This window comes from Streptomyces sp. NPDC026377, assembly GCF_055567715.1.
The window spans coordinates 104,930-120,318 of record NZ_JBVHPV010000018.1; the positions used below are offsets into that span (position 1 = coordinate 104,930).

At 73.3% G+C, this 15,389-nt stretch carries 14 protein-coding genes; 7 read left to right on the top strand and 7 right to left on the bottom strand.

All coding sequences use genetic code 11. The annotated features are described in order from the left end of the window. Window positions 1–48 precede the first annotated feature (48 nt). Window positions 49–750 carry a 4'-phosphopantetheinyl transferase family protein gene (locus tag ACZ4MU_RS29370; RefSeq protein ID WP_467882350.1) on the bottom strand — a complete coding sequence of 234 codons (702 nt, stop codon included), beginning with the start codon at window positions 748–750 and terminating at the stop codon, window positions 49–51. An 8-nt stretch (window positions 751–758) separates the two neighbouring features. Next, window positions 759–1,601 carry a metallophosphoesterase family protein gene (locus tag ACZ4MU_RS29375; RefSeq protein ID WP_467882275.1) on the bottom strand — a complete coding sequence of 281 codons (843 nt, stop codon included), beginning with the start codon at window positions 1,599–1,601 and terminating at the stop codon, window positions 759–761. Window positions 1,602–1,926: 325 nt separating this feature from the next. Here ACZ4MU_RS29375 and ACZ4MU_RS29380 point away from each other — a divergent pair, with 325 nt between their 5' ends. Next, the gene (locus ACZ4MU_RS29380; RefSeq protein ID WP_467882277.1) at window positions 1,927–2,760 is read left to right on the top strand and encodes a helix-turn-helix transcriptional regulator; all 834 of its coding nucleotides are present in this window, start codon (window positions 1,927–1,929) and stop codon (window positions 2,758–2,760) included. A 27-nt stretch (window positions 2,761–2,787) separates the two neighbouring features. Here the strand turns inward: ACZ4MU_RS29380 and ACZ4MU_RS29385 are convergent, their stop codons facing one another. The 4 genes from ACZ4MU_RS29385 to ACZ4MU_RS29400 form a co-directional block, all read right to left on the bottom strand. Next, the gene (locus ACZ4MU_RS29385; RefSeq protein ID WP_467882279.1) at window positions 2,788–3,180 is read right to left on the bottom strand and encodes an SsgA family sporulation/cell division regulator; all 393 of its coding nucleotides are present in this window, start codon (window positions 3,178–3,180) and stop codon (window positions 2,788–2,790) included. A gap of 495 nt (window positions 3,181–3,675) precedes the next feature. Beyond that, window positions 3,676–3,924, bottom strand: coding sequence for a DUF397 domain-containing protein (locus ACZ4MU_RS29390; protein ID WP_467882281.1), 249 nt, complete (start codon window positions 3,922–3,924; stop codon window positions 3,676–3,678). A 159-nt stretch (window positions 3,925–4,083) separates the two neighbouring features. Then, window positions 4,084–4,587, bottom strand: a complete 504-nt coding sequence (locus tag ACZ4MU_RS29395) for a hypothetical protein (RefSeq protein WP_467882283.1) — start codon at window positions 4,585–4,587, stop codon at window positions 4,084–4,086. A gap of 96 nt (window positions 4,588–4,683) precedes the next feature. After that, window positions 4,684–5,142 (bottom strand): nuclear transport factor 2 family protein, encoded by a 459-nt coding sequence (locus ACZ4MU_RS29400; protein WP_467882285.1) that lies wholly within the window; start codon window positions 5,140–5,142, stop codon window positions 4,684–4,686. A 258-nt stretch (window positions 5,143–5,400) separates the two neighbouring features. On the opposite strand from ACZ4MU_RS29400, the gene ACZ4MU_RS29405 reads away from it, so the two are divergent. Further along, window positions 5,401–8,838 (top strand): LamG-like jellyroll fold domain-containing protein, encoded by a 3,438-nt coding sequence (locus ACZ4MU_RS29405; protein ID WP_467882287.1) that lies wholly within the window; start codon window positions 5,401–5,403, stop codon window positions 8,836–8,838. Window positions 8,839–8,920: 82 nt separating this feature from the next. After that, the gene (locus ACZ4MU_RS29410; protein WP_467882288.1) at window positions 8,921–10,054 is read left to right on the top strand and encodes a serine hydrolase domain-containing protein; all 1,134 of its coding nucleotides are present in this window, start codon (window positions 8,921–8,923) and stop codon (window positions 10,052–10,054) included. A 39-nt stretch (window positions 10,055–10,093) separates the two neighbouring features. Here the strand turns inward: ACZ4MU_RS29410 and ACZ4MU_RS29415 are convergent, their stop codons facing one another. After that, entirely contained in the window at window positions 10,094–10,924 is an 831-nt protein-coding gene (locus ACZ4MU_RS29415; RefSeq protein WP_467882290.1) for an alpha/beta fold hydrolase, read from the bottom strand. Window positions 10,925–11,067: 143 nt separating this feature from the next. On the opposite strand from ACZ4MU_RS29415, the gene ACZ4MU_RS29420 reads away from it, so the two are divergent. The 4 genes from ACZ4MU_RS29420 (at window position 11,068) to ACZ4MU_RS29435 (ending at window position 15,344) form a co-directional block, all read left to right on the top strand. Continuing rightward, window positions 11,068–11,709: a class I SAM-dependent methyltransferase gene (locus ACZ4MU_RS29420; RefSeq protein ID WP_467882292.1), complete on the top strand. Its 642-nt coding sequence runs from the start codon at window positions 11,068–11,070 to the stop codon at window positions 11,707–11,709. A gap of 367 nt (window positions 11,710–12,076) precedes the next feature. After that, a complete protein-coding gene (locus tag ACZ4MU_RS29425) occupies window positions 12,077–13,429 on the top strand; it encodes an extracellular solute-binding protein (RefSeq protein ID WP_467882294.1) in 1,353 nt (450 codons plus the stop codon). Between the two features lie 11 nt (window positions 13,430–13,440). Further along, on the top strand, window positions 13,441–14,460 hold the full coding sequence (locus ACZ4MU_RS29430) for a carbohydrate ABC transporter permease (protein ID WP_467882296.1): 1,020 nt from the start codon (window positions 13,441–13,443) through the stop codon (window positions 14,458–14,460). Further along, window positions 14,457–15,344 carry a carbohydrate ABC transporter permease gene (locus tag ACZ4MU_RS29435; RefSeq protein ID WP_467882298.1) on the top strand — a complete coding sequence of 296 codons (888 nt, stop codon included), beginning with the start codon at window positions 14,457–14,459 and terminating at the stop codon, window positions 15,342–15,344. The genes ACZ4MU_RS29430 and ACZ4MU_RS29435 overlap by 4 nt, the downstream gene beginning before the upstream one ends. The last annotated feature ends 45 nt before the right edge of the window (window positions 15,345–15,389 follow it).

Consider the following 15,389-nt stretch of genomic DNA (forward strand, 5'->3'; position numbering starts at 1 on the left):
GGCGGGCGCGGGGGGTACGCGGGCGCGGGGCCGTTCACGCCCCCGTGCTCACTCCCCTTCGCCCGCCCGCGCCACCACCACCCCCGTGGCCACCAGCTCGCCGCCCTCCCCCTCGGCCGTACGCCACCAGCCACGGAACACGTCGTGGCGCACCCCGTCCACCACCGGGCCGGGCACCCGCAACGCGCCGGTGAACGTGCCGCGTTCGGGGTCGGGGGTGATCACGCAGTCCTCGAAGTCCAGCCAGCGGCCGGTCAGCGGGAACCATGCCTTGAAGACGCTCTCCTTGGCGCTGAACAGCAGACGGTCCCATGCCACCGCCGGGTGCGAGACGGCGAGCCGGTCCAGGACGAGGCGCTCCTCGGGCCGGGTCACCATCTCCCGTACACCGTCGGGGACCGGCGCGTTGGGCTCGGCGTCCACCCCGACCGAGGCGACGGCCGAGGCGGGGGCGACGGCGGCGGCGCGGTAGCCGTCGCAGTGCGTCATGCTGCCCACCACGCCCTCGGGCCACCGCGGGGCGCGCTGTGCCCAGGCCGGGCCCTCCATCCGGGGCAGGATCGGGCCGGGCGGGTGGCCGAGCCGGGCGAGCGCGTTCCGCGCGCACAGCCGCACGGTCGCGAACTCCCGCTTGCGCTTGTCGACCGCCTTCGCCACCAGCTCGGCCTCCTGCGGGAACAGCCCGGCCGACGGCGGGTCCGCGAAGAGCTCCGCCACGACCACCCGCTCCGGCAGCAGTCCGTGCAGCAGCGCGCGGCTCACCATCGCTTCACCGAGGACGGCCCCGGCAGCACCCGGCACAGCCCCTGCGGCGGCGCCGACCGGCTGCCCCACTCCCGGGGATAGCCGAGCGACACCTCCAGATGCGGCACCCCGTCGACCTCGATGGCGCGCGGGATGTGCAGATGCCCGTAGACGACGGCGGCGGCGCGGTAGCGCACATGCCAGTCGGCGGTGGCCTCGGTGCCGCACCACTGCGCGAACTCCGGATGGCGCAGGATCCGGGTGGGTTCGCGCACCAGCGGGAAGTGGTTCACCAGCACGGTCGGCAGCGCCGGGTCGACGGCGTCCAGACGCGAGCGGGTGTACGCGAGCCGGGCCCGGCACCACGCGTCGCGGCTGGGATACGGGTCGGGGTGCAGCAGGTACTCGTCCACGCACACCACCCCGGTCGTGTGGGCGAAGGCCAGCGCCTCCTCCTTCGTGTGCGTGCCCTCGGGACGGAACGTGTAGTCGTACAGCACGAAGAGCGGCGCGACGACCACCGGTCCGTCCGGGCCCGGCCACTGGAGGTAGGGGTCCTCGGGGGTCGCCACCCCCAAGTCCCGCAATCGCTGCACCAGGTATGTGTAGCGGGCCTCGCCGCGCAGCTCCACCGGGTCGGCGGGCGGGGTCCACAGCTCGTGGTTGCCGGGCGCCCAGACGACCGTGGAAAAGCGTCCCGCGAGGAGCTCCATCGCCCCGAGCACCTCGTCCGCCTTCTCCCCCACGTCCCCGGCGACGACGAGCCAGTCCTCGGAGGAGACCGGGCGCAACGCGTCCAGGACCGCGCGGTTGCGCGCATGGCCGACGTGCAGATCGCTGATGGCAAGAAGACTCATGATGATCGCAGCCTACGGGGGGCCGCCCATCGCCCGGTCACCGGCGGCCGGTTCGGGCCGGACGGCCGAGCGGGGCGCTCCCGGGGTCCGGTGGGTCCGAAGGGGCACCCCGGCCCGCTGGAGTACGAGTTCCCGCACCCCGCGGAAGCCCTTCCGGTACCCCCCGGCAGCCGGTGCCGCGCAGACCGGCGAGCAACGGGTCGGCCCCGGTGACGCGGCCTCGGCATCACGGATATGCCGTGCCGCGCGGTCGAGCGCGGGCCCAGTGGAGCCTGGTACCGACGGTCCCTGGTTCCGGTGGCCGGGTTCCCCCATGATGATCATCATGACGACCGACCGCCGCCAGCTCGCCGATTTCCTGCGCCGCTGCCGTGACCGGGTCACTCCGCGGGACGCCGGACTGCCCTCGGGGCCGCGCCGGCGCACCCCGGGGCTGCGGCGCGAGGAGGTCGCGCAGCTCGCCGGGATGTCCGCCGACTACTACGTCCGCCTGGAACAGGCACGGGGGCCGCAGCCCTCGCCGCAGCTGCTCGCCGCGCTGGCCCGCGCCCTGCGGCTGAACGACGACGAGCGCGACCACCTGTTCCTGCTCGCCGGACACCGCCCGCCCGCCGCGCACTCGCCGGACGGCGAGGTCAGCCCCGGTCTGCTGCATCTGCTCGACCAGCTCGCGGGCACCCCGGCGGTGGTCCTGAGCGACCTCGGTGACGTACTTGTCCAGAACCCCATGGCGCGGGAGCTCCTGGGTGAGGTGTGCACGGTCACCGAGCACGGCCGCAACGTCGTGTGGCGCTGGTTCACCGAACCGTCCGCCCGCCTCCCGTACCCGAGGGAGGAGCACAGCTACTACAGCCATCTTCATGTGGCAGATCTGCGCGCCGCCGCCGCACGCCGCTTCGGCGACGCGGAGTCGGCGCGGCTGATCTCCCGGCTGCGCGGCGCCAGCGCCGAGTTCGCCGAGCTGTGGGAGCTGCACGAGGTCGCCGTCCGCAGACGCGACCGGGTCCGCGTCCTCCACCCGCGGCTCGGCCCGTTCGACCTGTTCTGCCAGGTGCTGCTCGCCCCGGAGGGCGATCACCGCCTGGTGCTCTTCACCCCCGCGCCGGGAAGTGCGACCGCGGACCGGCTGGCGCGGTTCGGTGCCTCGCGGAGCGGCTGAGGCCGGAGCCCGCACTGGGCGGCCGGCTCACCCGGCCCCGTGGTCCAGACAGGGGTACTCCCGACCGCACCAGCAGCGCCCCTGCATCGGCGTGGTGGCGAGCAGCATCCGGATGACCTCGTCCACGTCGAAGCCGTCCAGCTCGCTGCCCTCGGGGACGAGTTGGTAGGTGCGGGAGAGGAACTCGGCGATGTCCTCGATCTCGGCGAGGAGGTCGGCGCTGCCCTCGTCCGAGTGCAGCCGGATCCGCAGTCCGCTCTCGCCGTACTGCCAGACCCGCACGTCACCGAGGCCGACCGGGCAGCGGGAGATCAGCCCCTCCGCCACGAGGTCGCGGCCCATGGTCCACGTCGTACGCATGCCGTTGCCGCAGACGAATTCCACCGAAACGGCGAGCGGGTCGGCGGGATCATAAGCCATCAAGGCCTCCACGGGGGTCATGGCATCACCCTCGTGCAGTAGTTCGACATACAACGGAACGCAGATCTCTTCCATGTCGCCCCCCTCGTCGGGACAGTCCCCGGCGGCCGGTCGCCGGGCGTTGTTCGGTATACGCATCTATGACGTACTCAACGGCCGTGATAGTGACCGACTTCGCGAACAAATTCGCCCCGCGATGTGGAAACTGTGCGGACGGTGTCGCAAATTCGTATGCCAGCAGGGGTCGCTTACCCCGTGCCGCGCGGTTCGATCCCCCTGTTTCCGGTTCCGCTTCCCCGGCTCCCGCCCCGGCCACCAGCGGGCGCCCGGGTTCCGGGACCGGCCGGGCGGTGTGTGATGACGGCTTCACAATCCCCGCCACCGCGGCACCGATTCGGCCGGAACATGGCGTTCAGCGGCGTGTCGTGATCGTGACAGCGGACCGCCCGCGGCCGCGTCGGTGGCGGCCGCGGGCGGCATGGAGAAGCGTCGGGCTCAGCAGAACCTGTCCAGCTGCCCCGCTTTCGCCGCGCGAACCATGGCGGCGATCTCGGAGCGGGTGTACCGGAGCACCGGCGCTTCGGTGTCCTTCGTATGCGTCACGGCGATCCGGTCGCCGTCCACGGCGAATCCGACGCAATCCTTGGAGTGGTCCAGATCGCTGAATGACGACTTCTCGAATGCGAGGTGAGGGGCATTGCGGTTGACGTATTCGGTGACCTCGACAAGGCGCGAGTGGTCCACGGGAAGTGCTCCTTCGTGCGGCTGTGGGGGCTGTTCAGCACGCTACGAGCCCAAGTCCGCCTCTTGCTAGTGGCCTTGACAGCCGAATACCTGATGCGCTAGCGACTCACGGGGCCACGGCGGGAGCACCTGGGCGCCAACGGATCCCCTCCGGGGGCCCTACCAGAGGCCCAGGGTGGCGGCGGGCGCACCCTGGAGGGTCGGGGCGAGCAGCCCGGCCTGCGGCTCGCTCAGCTCGGGCAGCCCGAAGAACTCCGCCTGCGGCGGGGTGAGCGGCGCTTCCAGGATCGCCCCCGGGCTCTCCGCGCGCAGCGGCGAGGACGGCGTGATGACGGTCGCCGAGCCGATCTTGTCGTCGGTGAGCGGATCGGCCAGCGGCGCCTTGACCAGGGTGGACGGCACCTCGGAGGTGACCGGCAGCGCGGGCAGCACGGGCGAGGGCATCAGGGAGCCGACGACGTGGCGCGGCCCGCCGGGCGACCCCGGCACGGGGATCGGCACGGCCGTGCTCACCGTGGGGGCTTCGAGCGGCAGCACCGTCTCCACGCTTTCCAGCGGTACCTCGACGGGAGCGGACACACCGGCCGCGGCGGGTGTGACCGCCGCCGCGGTGGCCATGCACGTCATCATGGCCGCGAGGCCGGCCCGCTTGGTGAGCTTCATAGGTACTTCCATCCCTCTTGGGTCTCGGATCACTGACGGACAGGTGCCGTCTGGAAGAACGAGAGCGCAGGGCCGATCACTCCAAAATTCGCCTGTTCAGCGGAGCGGAAAAGCAACTCCCCGCTCGGAATCGGGGCGTGTTCCGAAGATCCGACGTTCCGATTCACCGATCGGCACATCATTGATGCTCGCCTCGCGCCGGGCCATCAGACCGTGTCCGTCGAACTCCCAGAGCTCGTTTCCGTAGCTGCGCCACCACTGCCCCGCCGCGTCCCGGCTCTCGTACTGGAAGCGGACCGCGATGCGGTTGCCGTCGAACGCCCACAGCTCCTTGCGCAGCGCGTAGTCGAGCTCGCGGGCCCACTTGGCTCTGAGCAGCTCGACGATCTCCGCGCGCCCGGTGACGAAGGTGTCCCGATTGCGCCAGCGGGAGTCCTCGGTGTACGCGAGCGCGACCTTCTCGGGGTCGCGGGTGTTCCAGGCGTCCTCGGCGGCCTGGACCTTCTGCCGGGCGGTGTCCGCGTCGAAGGGGGGCAGGGGCGGGCGAGCGGTCATGGAAGATCCTCCGGTCGAGGGGGCGCGGGCGCGCGGACGGGACGAGCAGGCCGGGCGAACAGGCTGGCCGGGCAAGGGAGAACACTCGTTCTCCGTTGCCCGGGACTACTCTAAGGAACGGGCGGGGCGGAGCCGTCCGGCGCGGGAACCGACCAGCGCGCTCGGCCCCAGCAGCGCACCGGTCTTCACGGGCCGTTCACCAACTGGCCCCCGTCCGTTGGTCGAAACCGGTACCGGACGCTCATCACCATGATCCTCATGTCGTTCACCCCGTACAACCCATCCGCACCACCCGGCTCCCGTGCCACGCGGTGCGGTCCCTCGTCCGTCCGGGCCGTCGCGTGCCTGCTCGCCCTCGCCCTCGCGGCCGTCAGCGTCCTCCTGGCCGCGCCCGCCTCGTACGCGAGCGGGCCGCTGGTGTCCTCGCGGGCGCTCGTCGGCGCCGAGCAGGTCCTGTTCCGCTCCGGTGTGGGCGGTTACGGCTGCTACCGCATCCCGGCTCTGGTGAAGACGAAGGCGGGCAGCCTGCTGGCGTTCGCGGAGGGGCGCAAGTCGCCCACCTGCGCCGACCGCGGCGACATCGACCTGGTGATGCGCCGCTCCACCAACGACGGCCGCACCTGGGGTCCGGCCCATGTGGTCCTGGAGGGCAGCCCCACCGACGGCACCGCCCCCTTCACCCGGGGCAACCCGGCGCCCGTGGTGGACCGCGAGACCGGCTCCGTCTTCCTGCTGACCACCTCCAACGAGCCGACCCCGACCGGCCGTCGGCTGCCCTGGGTGCAGCGGAGCGACGACGACGGGGTGAGCTGGGGCGCGCCCCGGGCGCTGCCGACGTTCAGCGGTGCCAACACCGGCTGGTTCGCCACCGGCCCCTCGCACGGCGTCCAGCTCACCGCGGGCGCGCACGCCGGACGGCTGGTGGTCGGCGCCCACCAGAACCCCGACGCCACCACCCGCTACGCGGGCGTCCTCTACAGCGACGACCACGGCGCCACCTGGCAGGCGAGCGCCACCGCCGACTCCTACGCGGCCGACAAGGTCGAGCCGGGCGAGGTCTCCGTGACCGAACTGCCCGGCGGGGCCGTGTATCTGGCCGCCCGCAACGAGATCGGCGGCAGCAGCAACCACCGCACCCGTGCGGTGAGTACCGACGGCGGAACCACCGTCCCCGCCTCCGCCGTCGTCCCGAGCCTCATCACCCCGGAGGTGCAGGGCTCGGTGCTCACCCTGCGCCGGACGTACCAGCACACATCCGGCGACACCCTGGTCTTCTCCGCGCCCTCGGACCCCTCCGACCGCAAGCTGATGAAGATCCGCTACTCCACCGACCAGGGCGCCACCTGGACGACCGCCCCCAACGGCCTGATCAGCAACGACCGGGCCTCCTACTCCGACCTCGCCGAACTCGACAGCGGTGAGCTCGGGCTCGTCTACGAGGGCGGGCCCGCCAACTCCGCCGACGAGATCCGCTTCAACGCGACCACACCGGCGGCCCTCGGCATACCGGGCACCTTCACCGGCCGGCCCTCCCCGCAGAAGAGCCCGACGGCCGGCCGCACCAGCCCGGACTCGGGGCCGGACGCCAACGACGCCTACCTCCAGGGCAACGCGGCCCTGGGCAGCGGGCGGTTCGGGCAGGGCCTGGTCCTGGACGGCGCGGGCGACTACGCCGACGTGCCCTACGGCCGGACCCTCGACCCGGGCTCGGGCGACTTCACGTACACGCTGTGGTTCAAGTACGCGGCGACAACCGCCAGCAGACAGCAGGCGCTCTTCTGGGCGTACGGGCAGGGCAGCACCAAACCGCAGGTCTGGCTGCGTGCCCAGCCCGCCGACGACCGGCTCTACGCCTGGGTGCAGGGCGCGGACGGCGGCGCCTGGCTCACGCTCACCGACTCCTCGGCGGGTGCGGCCTTCGGTGACGACCAGTGGCACCACGCGGCGCTGATCCGCTCGGGCCCGCAGATCCGGCTCACCGTCGACGGGACGTTCACCGCCGCGGCGACGGGCGTGGCCGGGGCGGTCACCGACGCGCCGCAGAACGGCGTCGAGGGGATCCGGATCGGCGCCAAGTCCGACACGGGAGCGAGCGACGCCTTCGGCGGTGCCGTCGACGAGTTCCGGCTGTACCGCACGGCGCTGACGGACAGCCAGCTCAGCCAGGTGCGCGCCAACGCCATCCAGCTGGACTCCGAATCCGCCACCCGCTCGATGGGAGCGCGGCTGCCCTTCCAGGTGATCGACACCGCGGTCGTCCCGGACCGGCGCCGCGTCACCATCGAGGACGACGTCTCGGGGCACTGCGCCCCCGGCACCCTGCTCGGGGGCGTACCCGCCCTGCCCGCGGGGCGCATCGGCTCGCTGGCGGCGACGGTCGACAGCGCCCACCCCGGCACCGAGACCGGGTTCTCGCCCACCCTCGACGTGGGCGCGGGCGACTTCACGTACTCCCTGTGGTTCCGGTACGCGGCGGGCTCCACCAGCGCGGACCAGGCGCTGGTGTGGGCGTACGGGACGGGGAGCGGCAGTCCGCAGCTGTGGGTGCGCGCCCAGCCCTCGCAGGACCGCCTCTACGCCTGGGTGCAGTCGGACGCGGGCTCGGTGGCGGTCGCGCTGGCGGACACCACGTCCGCGCGGTCGTTCGGGGACGGCGCCTGGCATCTCATGACGCTGACCCGCTCGGCCGACCGGGTCACGCTCGGCGTGGACGCGCGGACCCCGGCCACGGCCGGCGGCCTGGGCGGCTCGCTGACGCCCGAGCAGGGCAGCGGGCAGCAGGGCGTGCGGGTGGGCTCGAAGCCCGACGGCACCAGTGTGTTCGCCGGTGACGTGGACGAGTTCCGGATCTACCACCGGGCGCTCACCACGGCCGAGGTCTCCACGGTCGCGGGCTCGAACGCGGGCTCGTCCGGCTCCTACCCGGGTGATCTGCCCGCGCTGTGGTGGTCGTTCGAGAACCAGTACACCGGCGCCAGGGACGTGGTGCGGCCCGCGGCGGGCCCGGCGACCCCGGACTCCACCGCCCACTGCGGCCACGGCCTGGTGCGCGGCGGCGCCGCCACCACGCCGGGGAGGTTCGGCGGCGCGCTCGCCCTCGACGGCTCCGACGACGCCGTCGACCTGCCGTACGGCGCGGCCACCGCGCTCGGCTCGGCCGACTTCACCGTCAGCACCTGGTTCAGGTACGCGGCCACCGGCGGCAGCGCGGACCAGGTGCTGGTGTGGGCGTACGGGACGGGCGCCTCGGAGCGGCAGCTCTGGCTGCGGGCCCAGCCCTCCCAGGACCGGTTGTACGCCGCGTTCGAGACCGACACGGCCACCACGGTGGTGGCGGCGGTGGACGGCTCGGCGGCGGCCGGTTTCGGCGACGGCGCCTGGCACCACGTGGCCCTGGAGCGGGCGGACGGCCGGCTCCTGCTGATCGTCGACGGGCAGACGCTCGGCAGCGCCGCGGTCCCGGCGGGCTCGGTGACCACCACGGACACCTACGCCGTGGACGGTTTCCGGCTGGGCGCCAAGCCCGACGGGAGCAACCCCCTGACCGGGGCGCTGGACGAGTTCCGGATCACCCGCAAGGCGCTGTCGGACGAGGAGCTGACCGAGCTGCGGACGCGGAACAGCCTGCCGGGGACGGCCACGTCGACGTGGCTGCCGTTCCAGGTGGTCACGGCATCGGAGTTCGCCCGGATGTAGCCGGATAGTCTGGCGGGACGAACCGGGGTGGCCGTCCGTCGCACCGCGCGGCGGGCGGCCACCGGCGCGAGGGGGAGCAAGGATGACCGGGACACGGCCGCGCAACGCCGCCCAGTCGCGGGCCGAGGAGATCCTGGGCGAGGTGACCGCCTCCGGCGAGGAGACCGGCGTCCAGGTGGCGGCCTACCTCGACGGCGAACTCGTCGTCGACGCCTGGGCGGGCCTGGCCGACGTGGAGCGCGTGAGGCCGATGGAGGCGGAGACACTGGTGCCCGCCTGGTCGACGGGGAAGGGGGTCGCGGCGGCGCTGGTGGCGGTCCTGGTGGACCGGGGCGTGCTCGCCTACGACACCCCGCTCGCCGCCCACTGGCCCGAGTTCGCCGCCCGGGGCAAGGAGAGGATCACCCTCGGCCAGGTCCTGTCGCACTCGGCGGGGCTGCCGCAGCTGCCGCGGGAGGTGACCCCCGAGGAGCTGTTCGACGTGCCGGCGATCGGGGACTGGCTGGCGGGACAGGCGCCCCGGTGGGAGCCGGGCACGGCGAGCGGCTACCACGGCTGGACCTACGGCGTGCTGCTCGCCGAGACCCTGCGCCGGGCCACCGGCCGCACCTGCGACGAGCTGCTGCGGGAGGAGCTGGCCGGGCCGCTGGGAGTGGCGGACTCGCTCCTGTTCTCGGTCCCGGAGCGCCTGGAGGGCCGGGTGGCCCTCTGCTACGACGGCGGCTGGTCGGAGTATCTGGACCGGATGCCGCCCGACTCGCCGTTCCTGGTCTTCGCGCCCCGGCCGGTGCTGCCGGTGGCCGCGCTCGCCAACCGGGCCGACTACCGCCGGGTGGCGCTCCCGGCCAACGGGACGATGACGGCACGGGCCGCCGCCCGGATGTACGCGGCGCTGGTCTGCGGCGAACTCGACGGCGTACGCCTGGTGTCGGCGGCCACCCTCGAGGAGGCGACGGCGCCGAGGACATCGGGCGAGGACCGCTCGCTGGGCTTCCCGCTCCTGAAGGGCTACGGATTCATGCTCGGCGGCGCGGGCTCGGTGGTGCGCTCCCCCGACGGCGGCTTCGGCACCAACGGCTCGGGCGGCAGCGCCGCCTCCGGCGACCCGGCCCACCGCTTCTCCTTCGCGCTGACCAAGAACCGGATGAGCGTGAACGGTCTGGACAAGCGGCTGTTCCGGGAGGTCCGGGCCGCGCTCGGCATCCGCCGGGGCTGAGAGCCCGTCTTTGGACGCCGGCGCTCCCCGGGGGCGCCGTCAGCGGCCCGCGAACTCCCGCAGGTCGGCGGTGAGCCGTTCGGCGTGGGTGACGAACAGGCCGTGCCCCGCGTCCTCGTACACGTGGAAGGTGCTGTCGGGGATGAGCCGCGCCGCCCGCTCCCCGGTCAGGTGGATCGGCGCGGAGACGTCGTGGGTGCCGTGGACGACGAGCACCGGAACGTCGATCTTGGCGAGTTCGGGGGCCACGTCCAGGGTGGCCACGAGGTCCCCGAGGGCGTTGGCGGCGCGGGCCGTGGCCCCGGCGCAGCGGTCCTCCCAGTACCGGACCATGGCGGGCGAGAGGTCGTTGCCGGGCCGGTCCAGGGCGAAGAAACCGGCGGCGCCATCGGCGAAGAAGCCCGGCCGGTCCTTGCGGAACATCTCGTTCCCGGCCGCGACGAGCGCCGGGTCCACCCCCTCGGGGTGATCGGCCGAGCGGACCGGACCGGGCGCCATCCCGGCCACCAGGGCGACCCGCGCCACCCGGCCGCTGCCACGCAGGGTGAGGTGGCGGACGACTTCGGCGGTGCCGATGGAATGGCCGACCAGCGTGATGCCGGTCAGGTCGAGGTGGTCCAGGAGCGCGCCCAGGTCCCCGGCGAGGGTGTCGAGGTCGAAGCCGTCCCACACGTCGTCGGAGCGCCCGTGCCCGCGCCGGTCGAGCCCGACGCACCGGAAGCCCTCGGCGGCCAGCGGGAGCATCTGGAACTCCCACATCTCCGTACCGAGGTAGGAGCTGTTGACGAAGACGAGGGTGCGGCCCTCGCGGGGGCCGTAGTCGACGTAGTGCAGACGGGTGCCGTCGGTGGCGGTCTCGAAGTACGGCATGGTGCTGGGTCCTTCCCCCTCGTCCACCGCCCGGAGCGACGGTGTCTGTGGCTTCAATAGTGCGGGTGGCGTGCGGTGTTGGTCGATTACGTCGCGGGTAATGCGCCCCCTCCACGTCCCAACTGATCGTTTAACCTGACCGCATGAACGACACCGTCGCCGGGACCCAGGGCTACGGCGTGGACGCCGACGCACTGGCCGAGCAGTACGAGAGCGTCACCTTCGAGGAGGTCCACGGCGCGCTCCTGCACCTCTACCCGGCGCCGCCCGGACGGGTCCTGGACCTGGGCGCCGGGACCGGACGGGACGCGGCGGCGCTGGCGCGTCTGGGCCACACCGTCACCGCCGTCGAGCCGACCGCCGAACTGCGCGGCCACGGGCAGCGGTTGCACTCGGACACCGCCCTGACCTGGCTGGACGACGCGCTGCCCGGCCTTCCGGTGCTGGCCGGGCGGGGCGAGCGGTTCGACCTGGTCCTGCTCACCGCCGTGTGGATGCACCTGGAGGCCGCCGAGCGCGCCCGGGCCATGCGGAGCGTCGCCGCGCTGCTCGCCCCCGGCGGCACCCTGGCGATGACCGTACGCAGCGGCCCGGTGCCGCCCGGACGCCGCATGTTCGACGTGCCCGAGGACGAGACGCTCGCGCTCGGCCGGGCGGCGGGGCTGCGGGTCGCCCACCGGGGCGGCCGCGGCGATCTGCACGGGCGCCCCGGGGTGCGCTGGTCGGAGCTGGTGTTCAGCGCTTCCCAGGGCGTGGCGGAGCGTACCCGGGCCGCGGGGGCGTGACGGCCCCCGCGGCAGGACCGGAAACGGCGGGAGCACGCGCCGGGCCCGTGCCCGCCGGGCCCTCACCTCTCGCGCGCTCCGGGCCAGTTGGCCTCCCGTACCGGGAGGCGGGCCGAAAGCGCGCTGGTGTGCGCCGGGCGGGTGTGTGGTGGCCCGCGGCACGCGGGCGGCGGGCCCTCTGGGGTACTTGACGCGTGCTCCCCGAGGCGCTTTCATCCAGCCAGTGCGGGGCCTCAGTGCGGCCCGGCGCTTCGAGAGGTGCGCCCAGCCGGTAGCGGATCCCGACCCGATCCGGAGTCCGGCCCGAGTCGCCAGGACGTGTGTCCCGCGTCCGAGGCGGGGCGCGCCCGCTAAGGGATGGACGACCATGCCCGCCGGTCAGGACCGCACCAGCAAGCCCCGCCCCGCCCCGGGCCTCCCGCGCCGCCGGGTGCTGCGCACCGGGGCGGGCGTCGTCGCCGGGGCGGCAGCCCTCCCCCTGCTGGACGCCTGCGCCGCGACCACCTCCGACGGCGTCGGCCCCGACGGCCGGGTCACGATCGAGATGTGGCACGGCCAGAACGAGATCGGGAGCAGGGCCATCGAGGCGCTCGCCGCGGACTTCAACCGCTCGCAGTCCCGCATCCGGGTGAACGCCGCCGGCGGCGGCGTGGTGGCCGACGCCATGCTCCAGAAGGTGACGGCGGCGCTCGCGGCCGGCGCCTATCCCGACATCGCGTACATCTTCGGCTCCGACCTCGCGAGCATCGCCCGCAGCCCCAAGGTCGTCGACCTGACCGGCGCGCTGCACGACGGCTCGCCGCCGTGGAGCGACTTCTGGCCCTCCGTCAGGGAGGCCGTGACCCTGCACGGCAGGGTACGGGCCGCGCCCTCGCTGCTCGACTCGCTCGCCGTCGCGTGCAACACCACCCTCTTCCGGCGCGCCGGAATCCCGCTGCCGAAGGCGGGCTGGACCTGGCCCGAGTTCGTGGCGACCGCCAAGAAGCTCACCGACGCGGGGCACGGTGTCTTCGGCACCGGGTGGCCGGGCGCGGGCGACGAGGACACCGTGTGGCGGCTGTGGCCGATGATCTGGGACCTCGGCGGCGACGTGATCGCCCCGGACGGCAGGAGCATCGGATTCGCGCGGGCCGGGCGGGGGGCCCTGGAGACGGTCGCCCAGCTGGTCGCCGACAAGAGCGTCTACATCGACCCCAAACCCGGCAGCGAGCAGATGTACCAGGTCTTCGTCTCGGGGCGGATGGGCATGGTGATCACCGGCCCGTGGCAGCTGCCCAACATCGTGGAGTCCAGGATGGCGTACGAGGTGGTGCCCATGCCCACCTACAGCGGCCGGCCGCTGACCATCTCCGGGCCGGACACCTGGACCGTCTTCGACAACGGGAAGGCGCGCTCGAGGGCGGCGGTGGAGTTCGTCCGCTGGCTCATCACCCCCGCGCAGGACGTGCGGTGGGACATAGGGGGCGGCAGTCTGCCGCTGAGCAGAAGGACCGAGCGGGAGAGCGCCTGGCAGCGGCACTCCGCCGACACCGTCGGCCTCCCGGTCTTCACCAGGGCCCTGGAGACCGCCCGGGTGCGGCCCATCCACCCCGCCTATCCGCAGATCTCCCGGGCCACCGGTGAGGCCGTGGTGTCCGTGCTGCTCGGGCGCGCCTCCCCCGCCAAGGCGGTGCGCCGGTGCGCCGACAAGGCCGACGCCGCCCTGCTGATTCCCCGATGAGGAGGGTCGTCGTGGACCGAGGATCCCGTACGGGCACACCGCGCCCGCTCACCCTGGCCCCGGCCGCCCCCGGGGCCGCCGGGCGCGAGCCCGCCGAGCGGCGCCGCGCCCGGCGCCGGCGGGCGCGCGGCGAGACGGCCACCGCCTGGGCGTTCATCACCCCGTCCGTCCTGGTGATCCTGGGGCTGAGCGTCGTGCCGGTCGTCTGGTCGCTGCTGCTGTCGTTCCGCGCCGACGACCTGGTCACGCCCGGCCGCTGGGTCGGCCTCGACAACTACCGGGCCCTGTCGAAGGACCCGGGCTTTCGCAAGGCGGTCGAGAACACCCTGACGTACGCGGGCGTCTATGTGCCGCTCAGCCTGGCAGGGGGCCTCGCGCTGGCCCTGGCGCTCAACCGGCGGATCCGGTTCGTCGGCGTCTACCGCACGCTCGTCTTCCTGCCGTTCGTCATCTCGGCCGCGGCCCAGGGCGTGCTGTTCTCCTTCATCTTCGACCCGCAGTTCGGCGCGGCCAACTCGGTCCTGCACAAGCTGGGCGTCTCCCCGCAGGGGTTCCTCACCGACCCGGGCCAGTCGCTGTTCGTGCTGCTGGCGATCTCACTGTGGAGCGGGACCGGCTTCTGCGTCGTCGTCTTCCTCGCCGCGCTCCAGGACGTCCCCGCCGAACTGGTGGAGTCGGCGCGCCTGGACGGGGCGAACCGGGCGCAGGTGCTGCGGTACGTGACGCTGCCGACGCTCGCCCCGGTCACCGCGTTCCTGGTGCTGTGGCAGTTGATCACCTCGCTCCAGGTCTTCGACCTGGTGTACGTGACGACCAAGGGCGGCCCGCTGGAGTCGACCACGGTCATCGTGTACTTCGTCTGGCAGCAGGCGTTCCGCACCTTCACGGCGGGCTACGGGGCCGCCGCCGCGTACGTCCTGGCGGTCGCGCTGCTGCTCGCGGGCACGGCGGTGACGCTCTACCGGCGCCACCGGGAGCGCACCACCGGCGGCGCTGCCGGGCCCCTGCGCGCGGAAGGAGCGGCCCGATGACCGCCTCCACCATGGTCACCGAGGGCGCCGCGCCCACGGCTGCGCCGGTGCCGCGCGCCGCCCGGCGGCGAAGGCTGCCCTTCAGCCCCTGGCATCTGCTGCTGGCGCCGCTGTCGCTGGTCTTCGCGCTGCCGCTGGTGTGGCTGATGCTCAGCTCGGTGATGACCAACGCCGAGATCAACCGCTTCCCGCCGGCGCTGTGGCCCCGGGGGATCGACTTCGGCGGATACCGCTATGTGCTGGGCAACGCGATGTTCCCGCGCTGGTTCGCCAACTCCTGCGTCGTCTCGTCGGTCGCCGTCGCTTCGAACCTGGTGCTCGGCTCGCTCGGCGGCTACGCCTTCGCCCGGATGCGGTTCCGGGGTTCGCGGGCGCTGCTCGCGCTGATGCTGGCGACGATGGTGATCCCGTTCCAGCTGACGATGATCCCCACGTTCCTGGTGATGAAGTGGCTGGGGCTGATCGACACGCTGGGCGCGCTGATCGTGCCGTCGCTGGTCACCCCGTTCGCGGTGTTCCTCTTCCGGCAGTTCTTCCTCACGCTCCCCAGGGAGCTGGAGGAGGCCGCCTGGATCGACGGGTGCTCACGCCTGCGGGTGCTCTTCTCGATCGTGCTGCCGCTGGCCCGGCCCGCCCTCGCCACGGTCGCGGTACTGACCTTCCTCGCCACCTGGAACGACCTGTCCTGGCCGCTGATCGCCATCAACCACGACACCCAGTACACCCTCCAACTGGGGCTGACCACCTTCCAGGGGCAGCACCACACACAGTGGGCGGCGGTGATGGCGGGCAACGTGATCACGGTGCTTCCGGTGCTGCTCGCCTTCCTGTTCGCCCAGCGGACCTTCATCCAGTCGCTGACGTCGAGCGGGCTGAAGGGCTGAGGCGGCCCGGCCCCCGCGCCCCCGCGCCCGCCACCGACACACCCC